This window comes from Rhizobium sp. IBUN (assembly GCF_000510625.1).
Lineage (GTDB): Bacteria > Pseudomonadota > Alphaproteobacteria > Rhizobiales > Rhizobiaceae > Rhizobium > Rhizobium altiplani.
On the sequence record NZ_AZNV01000018.1, the window covers coordinates 72,256 to 93,857 of the forward strand.

Annotated in this window: 20 protein-coding genes; 4 read left to right on the top strand and 16 right to left on the bottom strand. The window is 61.1% G+C overall.

Going from position 1 to position 21,602, the window contains the following annotated elements; translation table 11 throughout:
- Positions 1 to 27: 27 nt before the first annotated feature.
- Both paaK and RHIBUN_RS0117575 read left to right on the top strand, forming a co-directional pair.
- Entirely contained in the window at positions 28 to 1,338 is a 1,311-nt protein-coding gene (paaK, locus tag RHIBUN_RS0117570; RefSeq protein ID WP_025660532.1) for a phenylacetate--CoA ligase PaaK, read from the top strand.
- 104 nt (positions 1,339 to 1,442) lie between these two features.
- Entirely contained in the window at positions 1,443 to 2,039 is a 597-nt protein-coding gene (locus tag RHIBUN_RS0117575) for a TetR/AcrR family transcriptional regulator (RefSeq protein WP_025660533.1), read from the top strand.
- An 87-nt stretch (positions 2,040 to 2,126) separates the two neighbouring features.
- On the opposite strand, the gene RHIBUN_RS0117580 is transcribed toward RHIBUN_RS0117575, so the two are convergent.
- Both RHIBUN_RS0117580 and RHIBUN_RS0117585 read right to left on the bottom strand, forming a co-directional pair.
- Complete coding sequence (locus RHIBUN_RS0117580) at positions 2,127 to 2,888, bottom strand: slipin family protein (RefSeq protein WP_025660534.1); 762 nt, start codon at positions 2,886 to 2,888, stop codon at positions 2,127 to 2,129.
- A 26-nt stretch (positions 2,889 to 2,914) separates the two neighbouring features.
- Entirely contained in the window at positions 2,915 to 4,324 is a 1,410-nt protein-coding gene (locus RHIBUN_RS0117585; RefSeq protein WP_025660535.1) for a nodulation protein NfeD, read from the bottom strand.
- Between the two features lie 262 nt (positions 4,325 to 4,586).
- On the opposite strand from RHIBUN_RS0117585, the gene RHIBUN_RS0117590 reads away from it, so the two are divergent.
- Both RHIBUN_RS0117590 and RHIBUN_RS0117595 read left to right on the top strand, forming a co-directional pair.
- On the top strand, positions 4,587 to 4,859 hold the full coding sequence (locus RHIBUN_RS0117590; protein WP_018856771.1) for a helix-turn-helix transcriptional regulator: 273 nt from the start codon (positions 4,587 to 4,589) through the stop codon (positions 4,857 to 4,859).
- Between the two features lie 154 nt (positions 4,860 to 5,013).
- A complete protein-coding gene (locus tag RHIBUN_RS0117595; protein ID WP_025660536.1) occupies positions 5,014 to 6,450 on the top strand; it encodes a DUF6880 family protein in 1,437 nt (478 codons plus the stop codon).
- Between the two features lie 214 nt (positions 6,451 to 6,664).
- On the opposite strand, the gene RHIBUN_RS0117600 is transcribed toward RHIBUN_RS0117595, so the two are convergent.
- The 14 genes from RHIBUN_RS0117600 to RHIBUN_RS0117665 all read right to left on the bottom strand — a co-directional run bounded on the left by RHIBUN_RS0117600 (position 6,665) and on the right by RHIBUN_RS0117665 (position 21,590).
- Positions 6,665 to 7,279: a transferase hexapeptide repeat family protein gene (locus RHIBUN_RS0117600; protein ID WP_025660537.1), complete on the bottom strand. Its 615-nt coding sequence runs from the start codon at positions 7,277 to 7,279 to the stop codon at positions 6,665 to 6,667.
- Between the two features lie 43 nt (positions 7,280 to 7,322).
- Positions 7,323 to 9,380 carry a phenylacetic acid degradation bifunctional protein PaaZ gene (gene paaZ, locus RHIBUN_RS0117605; RefSeq protein ID WP_025660538.1) on the bottom strand — a complete coding sequence of 686 codons (2,058 nt, stop codon included), beginning with the start codon at positions 9,378 to 9,380 and terminating at the stop codon, positions 7,323 to 7,325.
- A gap of 16 nt (positions 9,381 to 9,396) precedes the next feature.
- The gene (locus RHIBUN_RS0117610; protein WP_025660539.1) at positions 9,397 to 10,152 is read right to left on the bottom strand and encodes a Phenylacetic acid catabolic protein; all 756 of its coding nucleotides are present in this window, start codon (positions 10,150 to 10,152) and stop codon (positions 9,397 to 9,399) included.
- 27 nt (positions 10,153 to 10,179) lie between these two features.
- On the bottom strand, positions 10,180 to 11,256 hold the full coding sequence (gene paaE / locus RHIBUN_RS0117615; RefSeq protein WP_025660540.1) for a 1,2-phenylacetyl-CoA epoxidase subunit PaaE: 1,077 nt from the start codon (positions 11,254 to 11,256) through the stop codon (positions 10,180 to 10,182).
- 25 nt (positions 11,257 to 11,281) lie between these two features.
- A complete protein-coding gene (paaD, locus tag RHIBUN_RS0117620; RefSeq protein ID WP_025660541.1) occupies positions 11,282 to 11,806 on the bottom strand; it encodes a 1,2-phenylacetyl-CoA epoxidase subunit PaaD in 525 nt (174 codons plus the stop codon).
- A gap of 15 nt (positions 11,807 to 11,821) precedes the next feature.
- Entirely contained in the window at positions 11,822 to 12,601 is a 780-nt protein-coding gene (paaC, locus tag RHIBUN_RS0117625) for a 1,2-phenylacetyl-CoA epoxidase subunit PaaC (RefSeq protein WP_025660542.1), read from the bottom strand.
- A complete protein-coding gene (gene paaB, locus RHIBUN_RS0117630; protein WP_018856780.1) occupies positions 12,601 to 12,885 on the bottom strand; it encodes a 1,2-phenylacetyl-CoA epoxidase subunit PaaB in 285 nt (94 codons plus the stop codon). The genes paaC and paaB overlap by 1 nt, the downstream gene beginning before the upstream one ends.
- Positions 12,886 to 12,988: 103 nt before the next feature.
- Positions 12,989 to 13,993 carry a 1,2-phenylacetyl-CoA epoxidase subunit PaaA gene (paaA, locus tag RHIBUN_RS0117635; RefSeq protein WP_025660543.1) on the bottom strand — a complete coding sequence of 335 codons (1,005 nt, stop codon included), beginning with the start codon at positions 13,991 to 13,993 and terminating at the stop codon, positions 12,989 to 12,991.
- A gap of 25 nt (positions 13,994 to 14,018) precedes the next feature.
- Entirely contained in the window at positions 14,019 to 15,224 is a 1,206-nt protein-coding gene (pcaF, locus tag RHIBUN_RS0117640) for a 3-oxoadipyl-CoA thiolase (protein ID WP_025660544.1), read from the bottom strand.
- Positions 15,225 to 15,416: 192 nt separating this feature from the next.
- Positions 15,417 to 16,310 (bottom strand): phenylacetic acid degradation operon negative regulatory protein PaaX, encoded by an 894-nt coding sequence (gene paaX / locus RHIBUN_RS0117645; RefSeq protein ID WP_025660545.1) that lies wholly within the window; start codon positions 16,308 to 16,310, stop codon positions 15,417 to 15,419.
- 135 nt (positions 16,311 to 16,445) lie between these two features.
- Positions 16,446 to 17,852 (bottom strand): HlyD family type I secretion periplasmic adaptor subunit, encoded by a 1,407-nt coding sequence (locus tag RHIBUN_RS0117650; protein WP_025660546.1) that lies wholly within the window; start codon positions 17,850 to 17,852, stop codon positions 16,446 to 16,448.
- Positions 17,849 to 19,993, bottom strand: a complete 2,145-nt coding sequence (locus RHIBUN_RS0117655) for a peptidase domain-containing ABC transporter (RefSeq protein ID WP_025660547.1) — start codon at positions 19,991 to 19,993, stop codon at positions 17,849 to 17,851. The genes RHIBUN_RS0117650 and RHIBUN_RS0117655 overlap by 4 nt, the downstream gene beginning before the upstream one ends.
- Positions 19,994 to 20,031: 38 nt before the next feature.
- Positions 20,032 to 20,340, bottom strand: coding sequence for a hypothetical protein (locus RHIBUN_RS0117660; protein WP_025660548.1), 309 nt, complete (start codon positions 20,338 to 20,340; stop codon positions 20,032 to 20,034).
- A gap of 26 nt (positions 20,341 to 20,366) precedes the next feature.
- Positions 20,367 to 21,590, bottom strand: coding sequence for a GTP-binding protein (locus tag RHIBUN_RS0117665; protein WP_025660549.1), 1,224 nt, complete (start codon positions 21,588 to 21,590; stop codon positions 20,367 to 20,369).
- Positions 21,591 to 21,602 lie beyond the last annotated feature (12 nt).

The window sequence follows — 21,602 nt, forward strand, 5'->3', positions numbered from 1 at the left end:
GTCATTCATCTCGGAGGAGAGACAGACATGGAAGACCTTTCACCCCGCCCTGGCGACCTCGACGCGATAGAAACAGCATCGCGTGACGAGATCGCCGCACTTCAGCTTGCCAGGATGAAGTGGTCACTGAGCCATTCCTATGAGAATTCGCCCTTCTACAGGGCGCGTTTCGACGAAGCGGGCGTCCATCCGTCGGATCTGAAGTCGCTGGCCGATCTCGCAAAGTTCCCCTTCACGACCAAGAAGGATCTTCGCGATACCTATCCCTTTGGCATGTTTGCCGTGCCGCGCGAGAAGCTGACGCGCATCCATGGATCTTCGGGAACCACAGGCAAGCCGACGGTCGTCGGCTATACGCAGAAGGACATCGACGTCTGGGCGGATATGGTGGCGCGCTCGATCCGTGCTGCCGGTGGCCGGCCTGGGGACATGGTCCACGTCGCCTACGGCTACGGGCTCTTCACGGGCGGCCTTGGCGCCCACTACGGCGCCGAACGGCTTGGCTGTACCGTCGTGCCGATGTCGGGCGGCATGACAGAACGTCAGGTCACGTTGATACAGGATTTCCGGCCGCGCATCATCATGGTGACGCCGTCCTATATGCTCTCCATCCTCGACGAGTTCCACAGACAGGGCATCGACCCGCGCGAGAGCTCGCTGGCGGTCGGCATCTTCGGCGCCGAACCCTGGACGAACGCGATGCGCCAGGAAATCGAGCAGTCGTTCGACATGCATGCGGTCGATATCTATGGCCTTTCCGAAGTCATGGGTCCCGGCGTTGCCAGTGAGTGCGTCGAGACCAAGGACGGGCTGCACATCTGGGAAGACCATTTCTATCCTGAAATCATCGACCCGGCGACGGGCGAGGTCCTTCCCGATGGCGAAATGGGCGAGCTCGTCTTCACGACTTTGACCAAGGAAGGCCTGCCGATCATCCGCTATCGCACGCGCGACCTGACGCGGCTGCTGCCGGGCACGGCCCGCTCCATGCGCCGCATCGAAAAGATCACCGGCCGCTCCGACGACATGATGATCCTTCGCGGCGTCAACGTCTTCCCGACCCAGATCGAGGAGCAGATTCTGAAGTGTCAGGGGCTTGCTCCGCACTTCCAGATCGAGCTCAGCCGCGCCGGTCGCATGGATCAGATGACGGTTCATGTCGAGTGCACGCCCGAGGCTGCGGACGAAATTGCACGCGCCTCCTCGGCAAAATCCCTTGCCCACTACATCAAGAGCGTCGTTGGTGTTACCACGAAGATCGAGATTCGCGACCCGGGTGGAGTCGCACGATCCGAGGGCAAGGCAAAGCGGGTCGTCGACAACAGGCCAAAGGAATAAGGCTACTGCTTCCCGGCGTGACGATCATTCCGGGAAGCTGAAAATCACGAGCCCTTCGGCTCATCGCGTGGGGGCGCGGAGGAAGAACAGGAACGCAGGATAATATGGCACGAACGCGCGCGATCGACTTTGAAGAGAAACAACGCAGCCTCTTGAGCAGCGCCGCTGCCGTCTTTGCTGAAATGGGAATGGAGAAAGCTTCCATGGCCCACATTGCCTCGCGCAGCAACGTGTCCAAAGCCCTGCTCTATCACTATTACCCGAGCAAGGACGCGTTGATTTTCGATATCATTCGCAACCATCTCGAGGAACTGGAAGCTGCCGTTGCTGCCGCAGACGAACCCAGTGTGACGCCTCAGGAGCGACTTCGGCTGCTGGTCCGGCAAGTCCTGGAGAATTATCGCGATGCGGACAACGAGCACAAGGTGCAGCTGAACGGCACGAGTGCGCTGTCGCAAGAACAGCTGGACGAGTTGCGCGCCATCGAGCGCCGGATCGTCAAGCGCTTCTCCAATACCATCATCGAGATCAACCCCGACCTCAACGCCAGCAAGCCTCTGCTGATGCCAGTGACGATGTCGCTCTTCGGCATGATGAACTGGGTCTACATGTGGTTTCGCCCAGGCGGCCAGGTCAGCCGTGACGAGTATGCCGACATCGCCACGACCCTGATCCTCGAGGGCGTCAAGGCGGTCCGCTAGGGCCCGCGGCGTTTCGCCTATTGCGCTTCGATCGCGCATAAGGCCCCTTGAGATGATCATGACCGGCGGGCCGAGCCTGAAGCTTGATCATTTCGGCTTGGGAGCCATGAGATTGCCGAACTCCATCGGAAAGGGGAACAGGATCGTCGAGCTCTTCTCGCTTGCTATGACGTTCAAGGTGTTCAGATAGCGAAGCTGCATGGCCTCTGGCTGCCTGGCAAGCACTTGGGCCGCTTCGAGGAGCTTTGCAGCCGCCTGCTGTTCACCCTCGGCATTGATGACTTTTGCGCGGCGCTCGCGCTCGGCTTCCGCCTGGCGGGCAATCGCGCGGATCATCGATTCGTTGATGTCGACATGCTTGATCTCGACAGTGGCGACCTTGATGCCCCAGGCATCCGTCTGGGCGTCAAGGATTTCCTGAATGTCCAGGTTGAGCCGGTCACGTTCCGCCAGCATCTCGTCGAGATCATGCTTGCCGAGGACCGAGCGCAATGTCGTCTGGGCAAGCTGGCTTGTCGCCATCATGAAGTCCTCGACCTGTATCGTCGACTTTCCGGGATCAATGACCCTGAAGTAGATCACCGCGCTGACACGGACCGAGACATTGTCATGAGAAATGACGTCCTGGCTCGGCACATCGAGTACCCGCGTGCGCAAGTCGACCCGGATCATTTGCTGGACGTAGGGGATCAGGAGTATCAGGCCGGGTCCCTTGACGCCTGTGAAGCGGCCAAGCGTGAAAACGACGCCGCGTTCGTATTCCCGCAGGATCTTGATCGCCGATGCAATGACCACGAGCAAGATAAGGATCGCCACAAGATAAAAGGCAAGATCTGCAAACATAGCCATGACGTTCTCCTGCTCTCTTCAGGCCGCTAGCTCTTGTCGGGGCGCCTCTCGACCTCCAGCGTCAGACCGTTGCGGGCGATCACCTCGACAGCGTCCCCGGCGGCGAGCACCTCGGTGGAAATTGCCTTCCAGCGCTCGCCATGCGTGATGACATAGCCTGTAGGCCCGGCCCAACTCTCGACCTGGCCCGAAATACCGATCATCTGCTCAGCGCCCGTCGCGACTTTGCGCCACCGCGAGGCAAATGCCAGGCGTGCAACCAGGAGGCTGAAAACGAGGCTGGCAAGAGCGATTGCGCCAAGTACAGGGCGCGAAACCTGAAGGCCCGGCATATCCGTATCAAACAGAATGGTTGCGCCGAGGATCATGGCTACCCCGCCGCCGATGCCCAGAGCGCCGAAGCTTGGCGAGTGCATCTCGGCCACCGTCAATCCGACGCCGAGGATAATGAGCCCGATGCCGGCAAAACTCACCGGAAGCAATGCCAGGGCATAGAGACCCAGAAGGAGCGAGATGCCGCCGATCGTTCCGGGAAACATCGTCCCGGGCGCAAGAAACTCGAAGATAAGGCCATAAATACCAACCATCATCAGGATGATTGCGATGTTTGGATCGGTAATCACCGAAAGCAGGCGTGTTCGCCAGTCCGGCTCGAATTCCTGTACCGTCAAACCGGCGGTATCAATTCGCATGTCTGTCTGACCGACCCGCACCACGCGCGCCTGTGCTTGCGCGAGGAGATCGTTGACATCCACCGCCGTGAAATCGATGACATGTTCGCGCACCGCTGCGGTCGATGAAAGGCTCGCGCCTTCCCGCACGGCCCGCTCTGCCCAGTCGGCGTTGCGATTGCGCAATTCCGCAAGCCCGCGAATATACGCCACCGCGTCATTGATGATCTTCTTTTCGCTGGCACTGGCTGGAGGCTCGACTTGCTTGTCATTTTGCTTGTCCGGTTCTTTCCCGGGTTTTGCATCGCCGCCAAAAGGGTTCACCCCGAGCGCGATCGGTGTCGCTGCTCCGAGGTTCGTGCCTGGCGCCATCGCCGCAATGTGGCTTGCATAGAGAATATAGGTGCCGGCGCTGGCAGCCCTTGCGCCGCTCGGTGCGACGAAGCCGGCGACTGGGACGGGCGAGGCAAGGATGGCGCGAATGATGTCCCGCATGGACGTGTCGAGGCCACCGGGTGTGTCCATCTCAAGGATAATCAGGCTGGCATGTCCGCCGGCACGCTGAAGGCCCCGTATGACATAATCTGCCGTTGCAGGTCCGATGGCGCCGTTCACCTTGAGGACGACCGCAGCGCGATTGGATTGCGCCGACGCCGACAGCGTGAAGATGCCTGGAGCTAAGAGCAGCAAGAACAACGAGATCAGGATTGGCGGCACCCACCGCCAACGCTTCAAGCTCAGCGCTACCACATGCGGAACGCTCATGATTTTCCAGTATATCCCAGAAATCACAAAGAGCCAGAAATCACAAAGAGAAAGAAAAGCGTCGCAGTCCGGGGCGAACAGCTTGAATGTCTTCGAGGGTATCGAGGATCGTTTTGCTCTCGATTTTCAAGGGTATCCGGATGTGAAAAACTTCCCGATCGGGGTGATTTTTATGCCGTCGGACACACGCTTCCCGATCGGTAAGGATTGCGTTGATCTACGGAAATCTTCCTGTACGGTAAGCCACCTCAGGAGATGCTCGATGTTCAGGTCCGCACGCGATTTCGGCGCCGCCATCCGGGAAAATCGGAAGGCGCTTGGCTGGACACAGACCGAGCTTGCCGCCCGGTCCGGCACCGGCGAGCGCTTCATCGTCGAGCTCGAATCCGGCAAGCCAAGCTGCCAGCTTGAAAAGTCGTTGATCGTGGCGCGCACTGTCGGCATCGAGATCGGCGATCTCAGGACGGCCCAAGCCGCCCCGGCCTCGCCTGACGATGACCTGGACTTCCTGCCGACCTTCGGTGACGGTCGATGACGACGATCTTCTACGAAGCCCTCCCCGTCGCCCACCTGACCTTCGAATCAAAGGATAGGTCCAGGAGGAAGCCAAGGACCATCCCGGCACTCTCGTCTTGGACTTCGTGGTGCGCTTAAGGTAACGTCCGCGCTACACAAATCATCATAGACCCATGGCAGCCAAGACGACACTTAATGCGAAGAACCTTGAAGCTCTCGGCGTGCAACGCCTCGCCGAGCTTCTTATGGAAATCAGCACCGGCAGCGCTGCGCACAAGCGTCGGCTTCGTATGGAGCTGGCCGGCAACCATAGCAGCGCCGAAGTTGCCAGGGAGGTTCGCAAGAGGCTTTCCAGCATTGCACGCGCCAAGACCTTCGTTGATTGGCGAAAGGTGAAGGCGACCAGGACCGACCTGGAGACCCAGCGCAAGTCGATCGTCGAAACCGTCGCGCCCGACGATCCCGCAGGAGCGTTTGAGCTAATCTGGCAGTTTTTAGCGGTTGCGGATCCTCTATTTCAGCGATCGGACGATGGCAGCGGCTCGTTGATCCAGAGCTTCCATCAAGCCTGCACCGACGCCGGCGCGATCGCCAAGGCGGCGAATATCGATGCCGATGTGCTGGCCGAGAAGATATTCAAGGCAGTTCAAAGCAATGCTTACGGCCAGTTCGACCGGCTGATTACTGCAATGGTGGCGGCGCTGGCGAATGAAGGATTGGAGCGTCTCAAGGCTCTCTTTGTCGGCTGGTCGAACGAGCCCAAGGAGAAGCCGGCCAAGAAAGATCAGAAGGTCATCGGCTGGAGCAGCGCTGGCCCGATCTACGAGGACGAGGTTTACGGCAATCACCAGGATCTGACCATTCGTATCGCGCTGCAGGAAATAGCCGACGCCCAGGGTGATGTGGATGCCTATATTGCGCAGCAGCCGGAAAGGACACATGGAGCGCCGATGGTCGCGGCTGACATCGCCAACCGTCTGGTCTCGGCGGGACGGGCTGAGGAAGCACTGAAAGCCCTCGAGAAGGTTGATGCGAAAGGCCGGGCGGATGTCCCCTTCGAATGGCAGCTTGCCCGCGTCGAGGCACTCGAAGCTCTGGGGCGCAACGACGAAGCCCAGGCGTTTCGCTGGGAGTGCTTCGAGCAGTCCCTGAACGTCGACCACCTGCGCGCCTATGCGCGCCGCCTGCCGGACTTCGACGATCTGGAAGCGGAGGAGAGGGCGTTCGCATACGCCCAAGCGTTCCCGGACGTTCATCGCGCTCTCTACTTCTTCCTGCGCTGGCCTTCATTGGCGGAAGCGTCAAAGCTCGTTACGAAGCGGGCGGCGGAACTGGATGGCGACCTCTATGAGTTGATGACGCCGGCTGCGGAAGCGCTTGCGACGAAACAACCACTGGCCGCGACGATCGTGCTGCGATCAATGATCGACTTTACTTTGGAGAGCGGCCGATCGAGCCGTTACAAGCATGCGGCACGACACCTTGCAGAATGCCGGTCCCTGGCGAGTCAGATCGAGGATTTCGGCAGCCTTCGGCCACATGAGGTGTATATGGTGGACATCAAGCGCGACTACGGAAGGAAGTCGGGATTTTGGAGCCTGGTGTCGTGAGTATTGCGCTCATGTCGGCCAATGTCTTCTGAGCTTCCTCATGGTGGCGATCCAACGGATGTTGTCGATCACGCGCAGGACGCATCTGGAAGGGTGCCAAGGATTATCCAGGCGCAGTAAGCGAAATCAATGTCTTGCCCGCTGCCAAAGACAATCCTAAAAACTTCTGACACTCGAGTATCCGTCGCCCTTTTTGGGTGAAGCGTGCTTTGGCTCAATCGCGGAATTTCAGCCGTTCCAGGATCAATGGATCATATTCGGGTGCCTGGATCCGTCGCCGGTCTTCCTCCGGCTCGCTGAGTGGTTCGGCCGGTTGAAGCTTGTCTCTGGCCTCCAAGGCGAGGCGTTGGTAAACGCCGGTGCCCTGGCGCTTCCAGGCGATTTCCTTTTCACTGAGCTCGCGGATGACCCTGGCCGGCGATCCGACCGCCAGGCTGTTTGCCGGGATGTCGGCCCCTGCCTTGACGAAGGCCATGGCGGCAACGATCGAATTTTCGCCGATGACAGCCTCGTCCATGACGACCGCATTCATCCCCACCATGGCATTGCGACCGATCCGGCAGCCGTGCAGCACGGCGCCGTGCCCGATGTGGCCTTCCTCGCCGATCACCACCTCGACATTGGGGAAACTGTGTACGACGCAGGTCTCCTGGACGTTCGAACCGCGTTCCATGACAATGCGCCCGAAATCCCCGCGCAGCACGGCGCAAGGCCCGACATAGCAGGCTGGTCCGATGATGACGTCGCCGATCACCACCGCGGCCGGATGGACGAAGGCCGCCGGATGGATCACAGGCACGACGCTATCATAGGAATAGACCATAGCCATCGGATCAGTCCCTTGTCTTAGACCCTTGTCTTAGTCTCTTGTCTTAGTCTCTTGTCTTGGCGACCATCGTCAAGACATCGTATTGGGCGACCGTCGCACCGTTCTGATTGGTCACATTGCAGTCCCAGCGCACCTCGCCGTGCTCGGCGCCGATGCGCGGATTGATCTCCTTGCAGGTCAATTTCACCTGCAACGTATCGCCCGGATTGACCGGCGTGAGGAAGCGCAGGTTGTCGACGCCGTAATTGGCGAGAACCGGGCCGGGGGCCGGGTCGACGAAGAGGCCGGCAGCAAAAGAGACGATCAGGTAGCCATGGGCAACGCGACCATCGAAGAACGGATTGGCGCGGGCGGCTTCCTCGTCCATATGGGCGTAGAAGGTGTCGCCGGTGAAATTGGCGAAGTGCTCGATATCCTCAAGCGTGACGGTGCGCGTTCCGGTGACGAGCTGGTCGCCGATCCGGAGTTCGGCGAGAGACTTGCGGAAGGGATGTTCGCCATCCTTGCGCACCTCGGCATCCGCAACCCAGCGGCCGGTGACCGCGGAAAGAAGCGTTGGCGAGCCCTGGACCGCGGTGCGCTGCATGTAATGCTTGACCCCACGAAGTCCGCCCAGCTCCTCGCCACCGCCGGCGCGTCCCGGGCCGCCGTGCACGAGACCCGGCAGCGGTGAGCCATGGCCGGTCGAGGTCTTGGCGCTGACCCGGTTGCCGATCAGCACGCGGCCGTGGAAGGGCGCCATGCCGAGAACAACCTCTTCGGCAAAACCCGGATCATTGGTGAAGACCGAGGATACCAGGCTTCCCTTGCCGCGGCGGGCAAGGTCGACAGCCTCCTCGGCGCTTTCATAGGGCATGACCGTGCTGACCGGGCCGAAGGCTTCGACGTCGTGAACAGCCCGGGCGTCCCAGGGTTTGTCGCAGTATAGCAGCACTGGGTTGAGGAAGGCTCCGGCCTCCGCGTCTCCGGAGACAACGCGGGGATTGTCCGGATCACCGGCAACGATCTCGGCATCGGCAAGAAGATCGCGGATGCGGGCGCGGACCTCGTCGCGCTGGGCAAGGCTTGCGAGCGGGCCCATGCGGACGTTTTCATCGGCCGCATTGCCGAGCGCCGTCTTGCCAAGACGATCGCCGAGAGCGGCGACAAGAGCGTCGCAATAGGCGCGGGGTGCGATGACGCGGCGGATCGCCGTGCACTTCTGGCCGGCCTTCGCCGTCATCTCGCGGGAGACTTCCTTGACGAAAAGGTCGAACTCCTCGGTGCCAGGGGCCGCGTCAAGACCGAGGACAGAGGCATTGAGACTGTCGGCCTCCATGGTGAACCGGACCGAATTCTCGATGATCGCCGGATGCGTCTTCAGCTTGCGGCCGGTCCAGGCCGAACCGGTAAAGGTGACGGCATCCTGGCCGTCGACATGATCAAGAAGATCTCCGACGGAGCCGCAGACAAGTTGCACGGCACCTTCGGGAAGCAGGCCCGTCTCGACCATGCGGCGCACGACCAGTTCGGTCAGATAGGCCGTCTGGCTCGCCGGCTTGACGATAGCCGGCATGCCGGCAAGCAGGGTCGGCGCCAGCTTTTCCAGCATGCCCCAGACCGGAAAGTTGAAGGCATTGATGTGAATGGCGACGCCCTGCAGCGGCGACAGAATGTGCCGGGCGGCAAACGTGCCGTCGCGCGACAGGTTTTCCACGTCGCCGTCAACGAGCACGCGCGTATTCGGCAACTCGCGCCGTCCCTTTGAGGCATAGGACAAGAGAGTGCCAATGCCGCCATCGATATCGATCCAGCTGTCTGCCTTGGTCGCACCGGTGGCCGAGGAAAGGGCGTAGAATTCTTCCTTCCTCTCCATCAGCGCCTGGCCAAGTGCCTTCAGCATGGCGGCACGCTCATGAAACGACATGCGACGCAGGGCCGGGCCAGCCTTCTTGCGGCCGTAGGCCAGAGATGCGGCAAAGTCGACGCCGGTGGAATCGATCAATGCAACCGGTACGCCTGTCGAAGCGTCGAGCAGTAAGGCGCCATCCTTCGTGCCGGGAACCCAGCGGCCATAAACATAGCTCTCGAGGCGGCGCGGCGGGTTTACCAGGACGTTCATCGTCTTATCCTTCCGGTCAGTTCAGATTGCGCGCAGCAAGCTGCGCATCAACGGCCGCCTGCCATTCGGATAGCAGCGTCTCGTTGGGTGTGTGGCGAAGGCCGAAGCGAGCCAGCGTTTCGTAGCGCGCCGAGCCGGAGAGCCCGAAGCTTGCCGCAACGCGCGGGCGCCAATAGGCGATTGCCTTGCGCGCTGCCGTTGCTCCGTCTTCCGTCTCGGCAATTTTCTTCAGTCCCTCGATGCCGAGTTCGGTGTGATGCGCCTCGCTGGGTAGAATGGCGCGGAACACTTCGGCAAGTGGCTGGTAGGAAACGCGGGCAAGCTCGCGCAGCTGGATGGTGCTTGCGGTACCCATCAGCACGTTCATGACAACCGCGTCGATCCAGCCATGCAGGGGATAGTGGAAGACCGAAAGGCGCATGTCGCCGCCCTGACGCGCCGCACCGATATCGGCGTCGCGCTCCAGCCGGGCGTCCCAGGGGTGATGGACGGCGTAACGGCCGGTGTCGGCGCCAAAGCTGCCCATGATCTCGAGGACCCGACCGGCATGGTCGGTTTTTTCGAGCACGATCTTGGCAGAGGCGATGCGCTCCTTGATTCCTGGCGCATCGTTGATCGTGTCGGCAAAGCCGGCTGCACCCGCAAGCTCGCTATCGACGAAACTTGCCATCAGGCGCAAAAGCTCGCCGCGATAGCGTGGGGTCACATTGTCAGGCGACGTCAGCACGCCACCTTTCAGCAGGTATTCCTCGATCGGCATCGTATCGGACATTGGCTATTCCTCCCTCGCTTTCGCGCCTTATTGGTCGTAGCTGACCACGACCCGGTCGCTCAGCGGATAACATTGGCAGGTCAGAACATAGCCCTGGCGCACTTCGTAATCCTCGAGCGCATGGTTGACCTCCATCTCGGTCTCGCCTTCGATCACCTTGGCCCGACACGTGGAACAGACACCTGCCTTGCAGGCGTAGGGCGCGTCCATGTTGTTCTCGAGCGCGGCTTCGAGCAGGGTTTGCCCCTGCTTCGGCATCTTGAAGACACGGGTTGCACCGTCGAGGGTGACGGTTGCCTCGCATGCCGCGTGGCGATCCGCAGAGGCAGCGCTTTCGCTCTTGCGCCGAGCCCGGCCCGGCTGCGATGACGCAAAGAGCTCAAACTTGATCTGCTCTTCGCGCATCCCGTGGTCGCGAAGGGCAGCGGCGATCGTCAACATCATCGGTTCCGGACCGCAGATGAATGCGGTGTCGACGGATTTCAGATCGATCCAGTGCCTGAACAATGCTGCGCACTTTTCGGTATCAATACGACCCGTGAAGAGGTCGATATCCTGGGCTTCGCTTTCCAGCACGTGCAGGATGGACAGGCGACCGAGATAGCTATTCTTCAGATCGTCCAGCTCCTCGCGGAACATGATCGAGCTGATCTGCCGGTTTGCGTAGACGAGCGTGAAGCGCGAATGGGGCTCACGCGCCAAGGTGGTCTTGATGATGGAGAGCACCGGCGTGATGCCGCTGCCGGCTGCAAAGCCGATGTAGCTCTTGGAAACTTCGGGCTCGATCGCCGTGAAGAACGCGCCCATCGGCGGCATCGCTTCCATCGTGTCGCCAATCTTGAGCTCTTCATTGGCCCAGGTCGAAAAGCAGCCACCGTCGACCCGCTTGATGCCGACCCTCAAGATACCTTCGTCACGTCCGGCACAGATCGAGTAGGAGCGGCGGAGTTCCTCGCCATCGAACTTGCGGCGGAACGTCAGATACTGGCCCTGCGTGAAATCGAACGCACCGCGGTCCTCGTCCAGCGGAGCAAGGGTGACGACCACGGCATCGCGCGTCTCGCGCTTGACGTCGGTGACCTGAAGGGAATGGAAACGTGCCATATTGCGGACCTCACTAGGCAAAGGGTCAGATGCACTTGAAATAATCGAATGGTTCCAGGCAGTCGGTGCAGCGATAGCTCGCCTTGCAGGGCGTCGAGCCGAACTGGCTGATCTTTTCGGTGTTTGCCGATCCGCAGCGCGGACAGGCGATCGTCAGATTGGAGCGGCCAGAGAGCCGGTCGACGCGCTGGCGCAGGATCCCGTCGATCGCGGTGCCATCGACAGGCGGCGCAATGCCATAGGCCTTGAGCTTTTCGCGACCTTCGGCGCTGATCCAGTCCGTCGTCCAGGCCGGCGAAAGCTGGCGTTCCAGCCGCAGCTTTTCGATGCCCTTCTCATGCAGCGCCCGCTCGATATCGAGATTGATGATCGCGGTTGCCGGACAGCCCGAATAGGTCGGCGTTACCGTCACAACCAGCGTGTCGTCATCGAAGGCGACATCCCTGATAATGCCGAGATCGACCAGGGAGATCACCGGAATCTCGGGATCCGGAACCTCCGCAAGCCACTGCCAGACGTCTGATGTCGAAGGCAAAGTTACGGCCGTCATGACCGCCTCCTTCCGTTACCAGGTCGCGCCCGGATAAGCGCGCTGCAGGAATTGCAGATCGGCCAGGATGAAGCCCATATGTTCGGTATGAAGGCCGCGCTTGCCGCCCTTGTGCATGAAGCCGTCGGAAGGCTTCTTGAGCGTTGCCTCGGACAGGGCCTCCCCGACTAGCTCGTCCCAGGCGGGCTTCAGGCTTTCCGGCTCCGGTGCAATGCCGGCAGCGACGAGCTCCGCGTCCAACGCGTCGCCGATGAAGAGTTCGCCGGTATAGGCCCAGAGATCGTCAAGCGCTTCCTGCATGCGACGATGGCTTTCGGCGGTACCGTCGCCAAGGCGGATGATCAGATCGCGGCTGCGATCGAGGTGATAGGCAACTTCCTTCGTGGCCTTTTCCGCAATCTCGGCAATACGCTTGTCGGTCGAGCCGCAAAGCGCCTTCAGCATCAGGAAATGCCAGGCGTCGAACAGAAACTGACGCATCAGCGTCTTGCCAAAATCGCCATTCGGACGCTCGACCAGCAGGACGTTGCGGAAGTCGCGGGCATCACGCAGATAAGCGAGATTGTCGGCACTGCGGCCCCGGCCTTCGACTTCGCCAGCAAGACCGAGCCAGAGTTGTGTCTGGCCGATCAGATCGAGCGCGGTGTTGGAAAGCGCAATATCTTCCTCGAGCGCCGGCGAATGCCCGCACCACTCGGAAACGCGATGACCGAGAATCAGCGCATTGTCGCCCATGCGTGTCAGAAACTCGAAAAGTGCCGACTGGCTGACGGCCGTGTTGGAGGCAGCGCTCATCACATATGCCCCACTTCTTCGGGAACGTCGAAGAACGTCGGATGGCGATAGACCTTCGAATTCGAAGGATCAAAGAGTGGTCCCTTGTCGGACGGCGCGCTGGCGGTGATGTCGCTCGAGCGTACCACCCAGATGCTCACGCCTTCGTTCCGGCGGGTGTAGACATCACGTGCGTTGTTGACGGCCATTTCGGCATCGGGCGCATGCAGGCTGCCGACATGCCGGTGATTGAGGCCGTGCTGGCCGCGGATAAAGACTTCCCAAAGAGGCCATTCGCTGGACATGGACATTTCTCCCGTCTTGCGTTTCTCACGGGCCACGGCCCGGAAATCGCGTATTGTTAAGACTTGCGACTGCTTGGAGCGGACGCCGAGGCGTCCGGACGCATCATTCGGCTGCGGTGCGCTGAGCAGCGCGACGCGACGTCATCTTCTCGGCGTGGGCAACGAGACCATCCCGGAACCAGGCGCCATCGTTCCATGCCTTCTGCCGGGCGCCGAGGCGTTCGGCGTTGCACGGGCCGTTGCCGGCGATGACGGCGAAGAACTCGGTCCAGTCGGGCTCACCGAAATCGTAGCCGCCCTTTTCCTCGTTCCACTTCAGATCCGGGTCCGGAACCGTCAGGCCGAGATATTCCGCCTGCGGCACGGTCTGGTCGACGAACTTCTGGCGCAGCTCGTCGTTCGAATTCTGCTTGATCTTCCAGGACATGGACTGGGCCGAATGCACGGATGCGTCGTCGGACGGGCCAAACATCATCAGCGATGGCCACCACCAGCGGTTCAAGGCGTCCTGGACCATTTCCTTCTGGGCGGGCGTGCCCTTGACCATCTTCATCAGGATGTCGAAGCCCTGGCGCTGATGGAAGCTTTCTTCCTTGCAGATGCGGACCATGGCGCGGGCGTAAGGCCCGTAGGAACAGCGTTGCAGCGGTACCTGGTTCATGATCGCCGCGCCATCGACCAGCCAGCCGATGGCGCCGATGTCGGCCCAGCTCAGCGTCGGGTAGTTGAAGATCGAGGAGTATTTCGCCTTGCCACTGTGCAGCTGCTCGTACATCTCGTCCCGGCTGATGCCGAGCGTTTCGGCCGCGCAGTAGAGGTAAAGCCCATGGCCGGCCTCGTCCTGAACCTTGGCGAGCAGGATCGCCTTGCGCTCGAGCGTCGGGGCACGGGTGATCCAGTTGCCTTCGGGCAGCTGGCCGACGATTTCGGAATGCGCATGCTGGCTGATCTGGCGCATCAGTGTCTTGCGATAGCCTTCCGGCATCCATTCCTTCGGCTCGATCTTCTGGCCGGCGTCGATGCGCTCCTGGAAGGCGCGTTCGACCGGATCCATTTCATCGAGCGTCTTGACGCGGGCGCTGTCGGTCTTGACCATCTGTGCGTACATGGTTCGTCTCCTTTGCCTTGGCGCGTCAGACGCGCTCGAGAATGATCGCGATGCCCTGGCCGACGCCGATGCACATGGTGCAAAGCGCGTAACGACCGCCCTGGCGATGCAATTGGTAGGTTGCCGTCGTGACCAGCCGGGCACCGCTCATGCCGAGCGGATGGCCCATCGCGATGGCGCCGCCATTCGGATTGACATGGGGCGCATCATCGGGGAGGTCCAGATCGCGCAACACGGCGAGCGCCTGGGCGGCAAAAGCCTCATTCAACTCGATCACATCCATCTGGCCGATCGAAAGGCCGGCACGCTCGAGCACCCGCCGCGCGGCCGGTGCCGGGCCGACGCCCATGATGCGCGGTTCGACGCCGGCTGCTGCCATTGCCACGATACGCGCCTTCGGCGTCAGGCCTTGTGCCTTCGCGGCCACTTCGCTTGCAACGACAAGGGCGGCTGCACCGTCATTGACGCCCGATGCATTGCCGGCCGTAACGCTGAGATCAGGGCCATTGACGCCCTTCAGTCTGGAAAGCTGGTCGATCGTCGTGCCCGGACGCGGGTGCTCGTCGCGATCGACAATGATGGGGTCGCCCTTCTTTTGCGCGACCTTGACGGCGACCAGTTCGTCCGCGAAGAGGCCGGCCTCCTGAGCAGCCGCCCAACGGGCCTGGCTGCGGGCCGCGAAAGCGTCCTGGTCGGTGCGGCTGACGCCAAAATCGGCTGCCACATTGTCGGCCGTCTGAGGCATCGAATCGACGCCAAAGCCTGCCTTCATCTTCGGATTGACGAAGCGCCAGCCGATCGTCGTGTCGTAGATGGCGTTGGCGCGGGAAAAGGCGCTGTCTGCCTTCGGCATGACGAAAGGCGCCCGGCTCATGCTTTCAACGCCACCGGCAATCACGAGATCACAGTCGCCGGCGCGGATTGCTCTTGCTGCCATGCCGACGGCATCCATGCCGGAGCCGCACAGGCGGTTGACGGTTGTTGCGGGGACACTGATCGGCATGCCCGACAACAGCACGGCCATGCGGCCGACATTGCGATTGTCTTCGCCCGCCTGATTGGCGCAGCCGTAGATCAGGTCATCGACCTTGCTCCAGTCGACGTCAGGATTGCGTTCCATCAGCGCAGTGAGGGGGAGGGCGGCCAGATCGTCTGCGCGAACCGTTGCCAGCGCGCCGCCATAGCGACCGATGGGTGTGCGAACGGCATCACAGATGAATGCTTCCGACATGCGCGATTTCCTCCTGCTCTCGCAAAGCCGACCAATTCAGTATTGATTAACCGACCGATCGGTCATGTTATTAGCATGCGATATGTCACAGAGCAATGCAATTTTGTGGAAAGTTTGTGATATTTAATATTCTGCAGGAAAAACCTTAGCACGAAAGCCGCGCCGGCGGCCGAAAAGCTGATCGCGAGTTTGCTAGAAAGCCTCGTGTGCCAGCATCTCCAGCCGTAGCTCCGTCGCTGCGGTTGCGGCGGGCAACGGACCGGAGGCCGTGACGAAGGTGCGGGCCACGTGGGCATCAGCGGCCGGGGAAAGTTGCCTGTAAGCCCGCGCAAACAGCCGCCGCGCTGCCTTTCCCGGCCAATCGTCGGGGAGTGCGCCTGAGGGCAATCTTGGATCATGCAGATGAACGGCGCGGAAGCGATGCACGAGCAGGAGGCGGATGGTCAGCGCCATGGAAGGCGAAAAACTGACGGAGGCAGCCGGGCTGAGCAGAGCGCCGAACTGAGCCAGAAAAACCTCGTACGCTTCCGCATGCACTGTCAGATCCCAGTACTCGGAGGCGAATGCTTGCAGGGCTTTTGGATCTTGTGGCGGTTCTGCGCGGAAAACCAGGGCAGGCACTGTCGCGGGCACCGCCCTTGCAGGACCGACCGCCAGGCCGTCGTTGAGACGCGCGTGGCCAGCCCGCTTCAGCGCCTGCATGGCGTCTTCGACCGCTGGCCCCGTCACATGAACGAACTGCCATCCGCTATCCTCGGGAGCAGAAAACAGCACGCGGGCCGCCGCCGCGAACTCGCTACCGGCCGACCGTGACAGCCGGTAATAGCTGCGCCGTCCTTCTCTTTCGCCCGCAAGCTGGCCTGCGGCGACGAGGCGTGAGACGGCAGTACGCACCAGCGTCTCGCTGATGCCAACGTCCGCGCAGGTCTCGATCAGGTTGCCGATCCAGGCAATGCCGCCGCGCGGCTCGACGACGTCACCGTAGATGGTCACGATGAAGCTCGCTGCCTTCAGCGGGCTTTCATCCAGAATGCGTCGTATCAACTCGCTTGCCCGAGCATCTGCCGGATTGGTCGCTACCGTCACCGATTCCTCCCTGGATGATGACAGTGCGACTAGCATATTGTCGAGGCCGCTGCATCCCCGCTGGACGCAAGGCGCTGAGGCGGAGCCATCACGCATCCGCCTCCCACGACCGCTCCCCAGCAGACCGCTGTCGTATCAGGGTTCTCTGATTGCGCTGTCGAGCCCTCGCAAGATGGGATAGAGGAAGTAGGAGATGACGGTGCGACGCCCCACCATGATCTCTGCTGAAACGGTCATGCCGGGAAGCAGTCGCACGGGCTCGTCCGAACCTTTCAGCCTTGGATCTGCAAGCGGTATGCGTGCCTTGAAGTAAGGCGCTGGCGTCTGGGTCGCTGCCTCCTGCTGCGACGGCGTGAATGCATCGCGGCTCACCGTCCTGACCGTTCCGGATGCGGTGCCGAACTTCTGGAACGGATAGGCGTCGAACTTGATCCGTGCATCCTTGCCCGCCGTGATACGTCCGATGTCACGCGTATTGACGTTGACCTCTGCCTCAAGCGGGACGTTGAGCGGAACAAGCGTCAAGATCGGCTCTGCCTCCCGAACGACGGAGCCGACGGAGCGCGCCGCAAGGTCAAGCACGACGGCATCAGCCGGTGCCGACAGGACCACCATGTCGCGGCGAAGCTCCATCTTCTTCAGTTCCTCGGCCGCAGTGTCGCGTTGGCTGCGCAGGTCGACAAGCTGCTCCATGGCTGCGCGCCTGAAGTCTTCGATAAATGCCTGTCGGTCTGCCTTGAGCTTGGCGAAGGTATGCTCGGCCTCATCGGCCCTGCCCTGGACGGCCGAAAGACTGGTCTCAACGTCAAGGCGGGCGTCACGCGACCCCAGAAGCGTTATCAGGGATCCGCTCTCGCGATTATAAAGCCGCTCCCTGGCGCCCTCGATCTGGGACAGCGTTTCGCGTCGATTGGTGAGGACTGCCTCCTGGTTTCGGCTGGAAGCAATCGTCGCTGCCTGGGCCGCGATCTGCTGATCGTAGTTCTGCAACTGTGCCATGAAATAGGCGCGGCGCTGCCCGAACAGCTGCATCTGAAGCAGTTCGTCGCGCGATCCGCCCGCCGTCTGGGTGTAGTCCGCACCGGCAAGCTCTGCTTCCAGACGCTTCACCTGGGCGTCGAGTGCAACAAATTTTGCCCGCTGCTGATCGGCGTCAGCCTGGCTGAACGTCGCGTCAAGCGTGGCAAGCACCTGGCCCTTCTGCACGATCGCGCCGGCCGCCACATTGATCGTTCGGATGATTGATGTTTCGAGCGGCTGCACGACGATGGTCGGCTCAGTCGTGATCAGTTTGCCGGGGGCAACGACGACCTCGTCGATCGATGAAACCGACGCCCAGACGATGGCCGCTGAAATCAGCGCGGTGATGCCGTAGAGCGTCATGCGGGCAACCCTTGGCGGAGCGCGCTCTTCCAGTTCCACGGCATCCGACTGGAACTCCGCAATCGCTGATGGCAGCGAGCGCCTGAGCGCCGGCTGCGTGACCGGGGCGGTCGTTGGAACAGGCAGGTTCTCTCCTGGCTTTTGAGCGCGCGCGTTCATGCTACCTGCCTCATCTGCTGTGACCAAAGGTGACGATATGTCATGCAGCGTGTGACCAGCTGATCGTGCCTGCCGATATCGGCGATCTTGCCGCGTTCGACGACGAGAATGGCATCGGCGTCGACGAGCGTGGAGAGCCGGTGAGACACGATGACCACCGTTCTTCCTGCCGCAATCTGGCTGAGGTTCTGACGAATGATCGTCTCGCTGTCAGGGTCGAGCGCGCTGGTGGCCTCGTCGAGAATCAAAAGTTTCGGGTCGGTGATGAGCGCTCTGGCGATTGCCAGACGCTGCTTCTGACCGCCAGACAGGTTCGAGGCGTTTTCTTCCAGCATCGTGTCGAAACCACGCGGAAGCCTTTCGATGAACTCCTCGGCTCCCGCAATGCGTGCCGCCTCCATGATTTCCTCGATGCTTGCATCGGGCTTTGCTGCCGCGATGTTTTCGCGAACGGTGCCGCGGAAGAGAAAGTTGTCCTGCAGCACGACGCCCGTACTCGTTCTCAGATGCACGAGGTCGATCTCGCGGCTGTCATAGCCATCCATCCGCACGATGCCCTGCTGGTTCTGATAGAGACCCTGGATCAGCCTGGTGATCGTCGTCTTGCCGGAACCGCTCTTGCCAACGACACCGAAGACGGAGCCGGCGGGAATGCTGAAGGAGACGTTGTCGAGCGCCGGCGGGCCGTCCGGCCCGTAGCGGAACGTCACCTTGTCGAATTCGATGTTGCCTCGAAGGTGCGGGCGGATACCACGACCGCGACCGGCCTGTTCCGGGCGCTGGTTCATGATCTCGCCGAGCATGCGCACCGAAAGTGCAACTTCCTGGTACTCGTGCACCATCGTCACGATCTGGACAAGCGGGCCAGAGACGCGACCAGCCAGCATGTTGAATGCGACCAGTGCGCCGATCGTCATGGCACCGTTGAAGACATCGAGCGCGCCAAGCCCGATGATGGCAACACTCATCAGCTTTTCGAGCAGCCCGGTCATTGATTGAGCGGCCGTCGAGATCTTCTCGACCCGGAACCGGACAGAGATCGATTGCGCCGAATAGTCGTCCCAGGCGCGACGCTGGCGGGGTTCAAGCGCCAGCGACTTGACGGTTCGCATGCCGTGGACGGTTTCAACGAGCAAGGCCTGTCGGTCGCCTTCGGCCTTGTAGAGTGCCTGAAGACGGCGCTGGAAGGGGCCGACAAGCAGCATGACGACGAGGCCGACAAGGGCTGCAAAGCCGATGACGACGAGCGTCAGCTTGACGCTGTAGAGAAGCAGGATCGGAATGAAGACCAGCAGCGAGACGCCGTCGAGAAGTGTCAGAAACAGGCGACCGGTCAGAAACTCGCGGATCCTGCCGGTCTGCTGCATATGCTTGACGAGGACGCCTGCCGATGCCTGCTCGAACAAGGCAATGGGAAGATTGAGCAGATGGCCGAAGGTGCGCGTCGCAATGCGGATATCGATCCTGTTCGTGGCATAGAGCAACAGGTAGCGGCGCAGGAAGCTGAAAGCCGCATCGAAGACAAGCGCAATGGCGATGCCGATCGTCAGGACCGTCAGCGTTGCGTAGCTTTGATGGACCAGCACCTTGTCGATGACGAGCTGGAAGAAGATCGGCGTCATCAGGCCAAGGCCGTAAAGAACGATGGCGGCAAGGGCGACATCGCGGAAGAAACTGCGCTGCTTGATGATCTCAGGAATGAACCAGCGGAAGCCGAAGGGCTGGTCGGCATCATTGATGCCGAAGTTCCGCTTCATCATCACCACAGATCCACACCAGGACCTGATGAACTGCTCCTGGTTCAGGAGAATGAAGTCAGGGCGCTCGGCGAGCGGGTCGAGAACCCTGATCTTTGCCTCTTCCTCACCCATGGCGGGGCCGGCAATGACGACCCAGTTGCCGTTATCGAGTTCCGCCAGAACCGGGAAGGCTTCGCCCAACTGCAGCAGCGATGTCCAGGAGAGCTTGATCTGCCTTGCGCGCAGTCCGGCATCCTTGGCCATGCGCAGCAACTGCCGGGTTTCGACCGGGCGTTCGTCGACTGCATAGTCGTGCTGCAGGCGCTCGGGCGACAGATCGACGCCGTGATGGCGTGCAACGAGAGCAAGGCAGTGTAGATTGGTGTGCAAAAACGTACTCATGGCCCACCCGGGTGTCTGGGTTGAAGAAGTGGCGTTGGTCAGTTGAAGTTCGGCGATGCGTTTGCCGAGCTGCCCGACGGCTGGATGATTTCAGCCTTCGGGCTTGATGGCAGATCGTTGATCCGGCGCACCGCACCGGCTTCGACCAATCCAACAAGGGCCTTCTGCATCAGATCGACTGCATTCGCGAAAGCGTCGACCGGCATGATGATGCGCTGACGGAAGACCGGCTTCGGGTTGTTGTTCTGATCGCGCTCTGTGGCCGACAGCGACATCAGATCGATGCGCACGATGGTGCCGGTGACAGTGATTTCGCCAATTCCGTCTGCATAGAGTTCATTGCTCATTGTCGTCTCCTCGTTTTGATGAGTGGTCATGGATGGTGATGCTGTGCATGTTGCCAGGCCGGGAACGGGTCCGTCAGATGTCTGCCGAGATCCGGGTCGAAGCTTGCCTCGTCTCCGATCAGGCAGTCGTCGAGTGCTGTTCTGATCGCCTTTTGATCAAAGCCCGCGCCGATGAACACGAGTTCCTGGCGGCGGTCGCCCCACACGGCATCCCAATACCGGTCGAGCAACTGGCGGAATTGCGGGTAACGCGGCCAATGCGCCCTGGATACGCTCGCCCACCAGAAGCCCTTGGTGTCCATCCGCCGCTGTGTGCCGGCAATCGAAAGCAGTCCGATTTCGTTTGGCCGTGTTGCCAGCCAGAAGTGCCCCTTGGCGCGAATGAGGCCCGGCCATTGCTGCGCGAGAAAGCGGTCGAGCGCAGCAGGATCAAAGGGGCGGCGTGCGCGATAGACGAAGCTCGAAATGCCGTATTCTTCGGTTTCCGGAACATGGTCACCCCAGCCGTAAAGCTCCTTGTGCCAGTACGGGTGCCGGGCGGACTTCGCCTCGCTGAAAAGACCGGTATCGAGAATGGTGGAAAGGGGCAGGTGACCGAAATCCGTCTCGACGACGCACGCATCGGGATTGAGTGCCGCAACGATCTGGCGCACCGTCGCGCGTGTTTCCCGACTGACCTCCGAAACCTTGTTGATCACGACGACATCGGCAAATTCGATCTGCTCTACAAGCAGATCAACGAGTGTCCGTTCGTCGTCGGTGTCCCGGGTTTCTCCACGATCGCTGAGGAAATCTGTGCTCGAATAATCGGCAAGGAGGTTGGCCGCATCGACGACGGAAACCATCGTATCCAGCCGCGCAACATCGCAAAGCGCGCTGCCGTTTTCGTCGCGGAAGGAGAATGTGGCGGCAATCGGCAAAGGTTCGGCAATCCCGGTACCCTCGATCAGCAGGTAGTCGAAGCGATCGTCGGCAGCAAGCCGGCGCACTTCGCTCAGGAGGTCGTCACGCAACGTGCAGCAGATGCAGCCGTTCGTGAGTTCCACCAGCGTCTCATCGGTGCGCGACAGGTTGGCGCCGCCATCACGAACGAGCTCGGCATCGATGTTGATCTCGCTCATGTCGTTGACGATGACGGCAACCCGGCGTCCTTCCCGGTTACGCAATACATGGTTGAGGATGGTTGTCTTTCCCGCGCCGAGGAAACCCGCCAAAACCGTTACTGGGAGGCGCTTGTCGCCACCTGTCATTGATACTCCCCC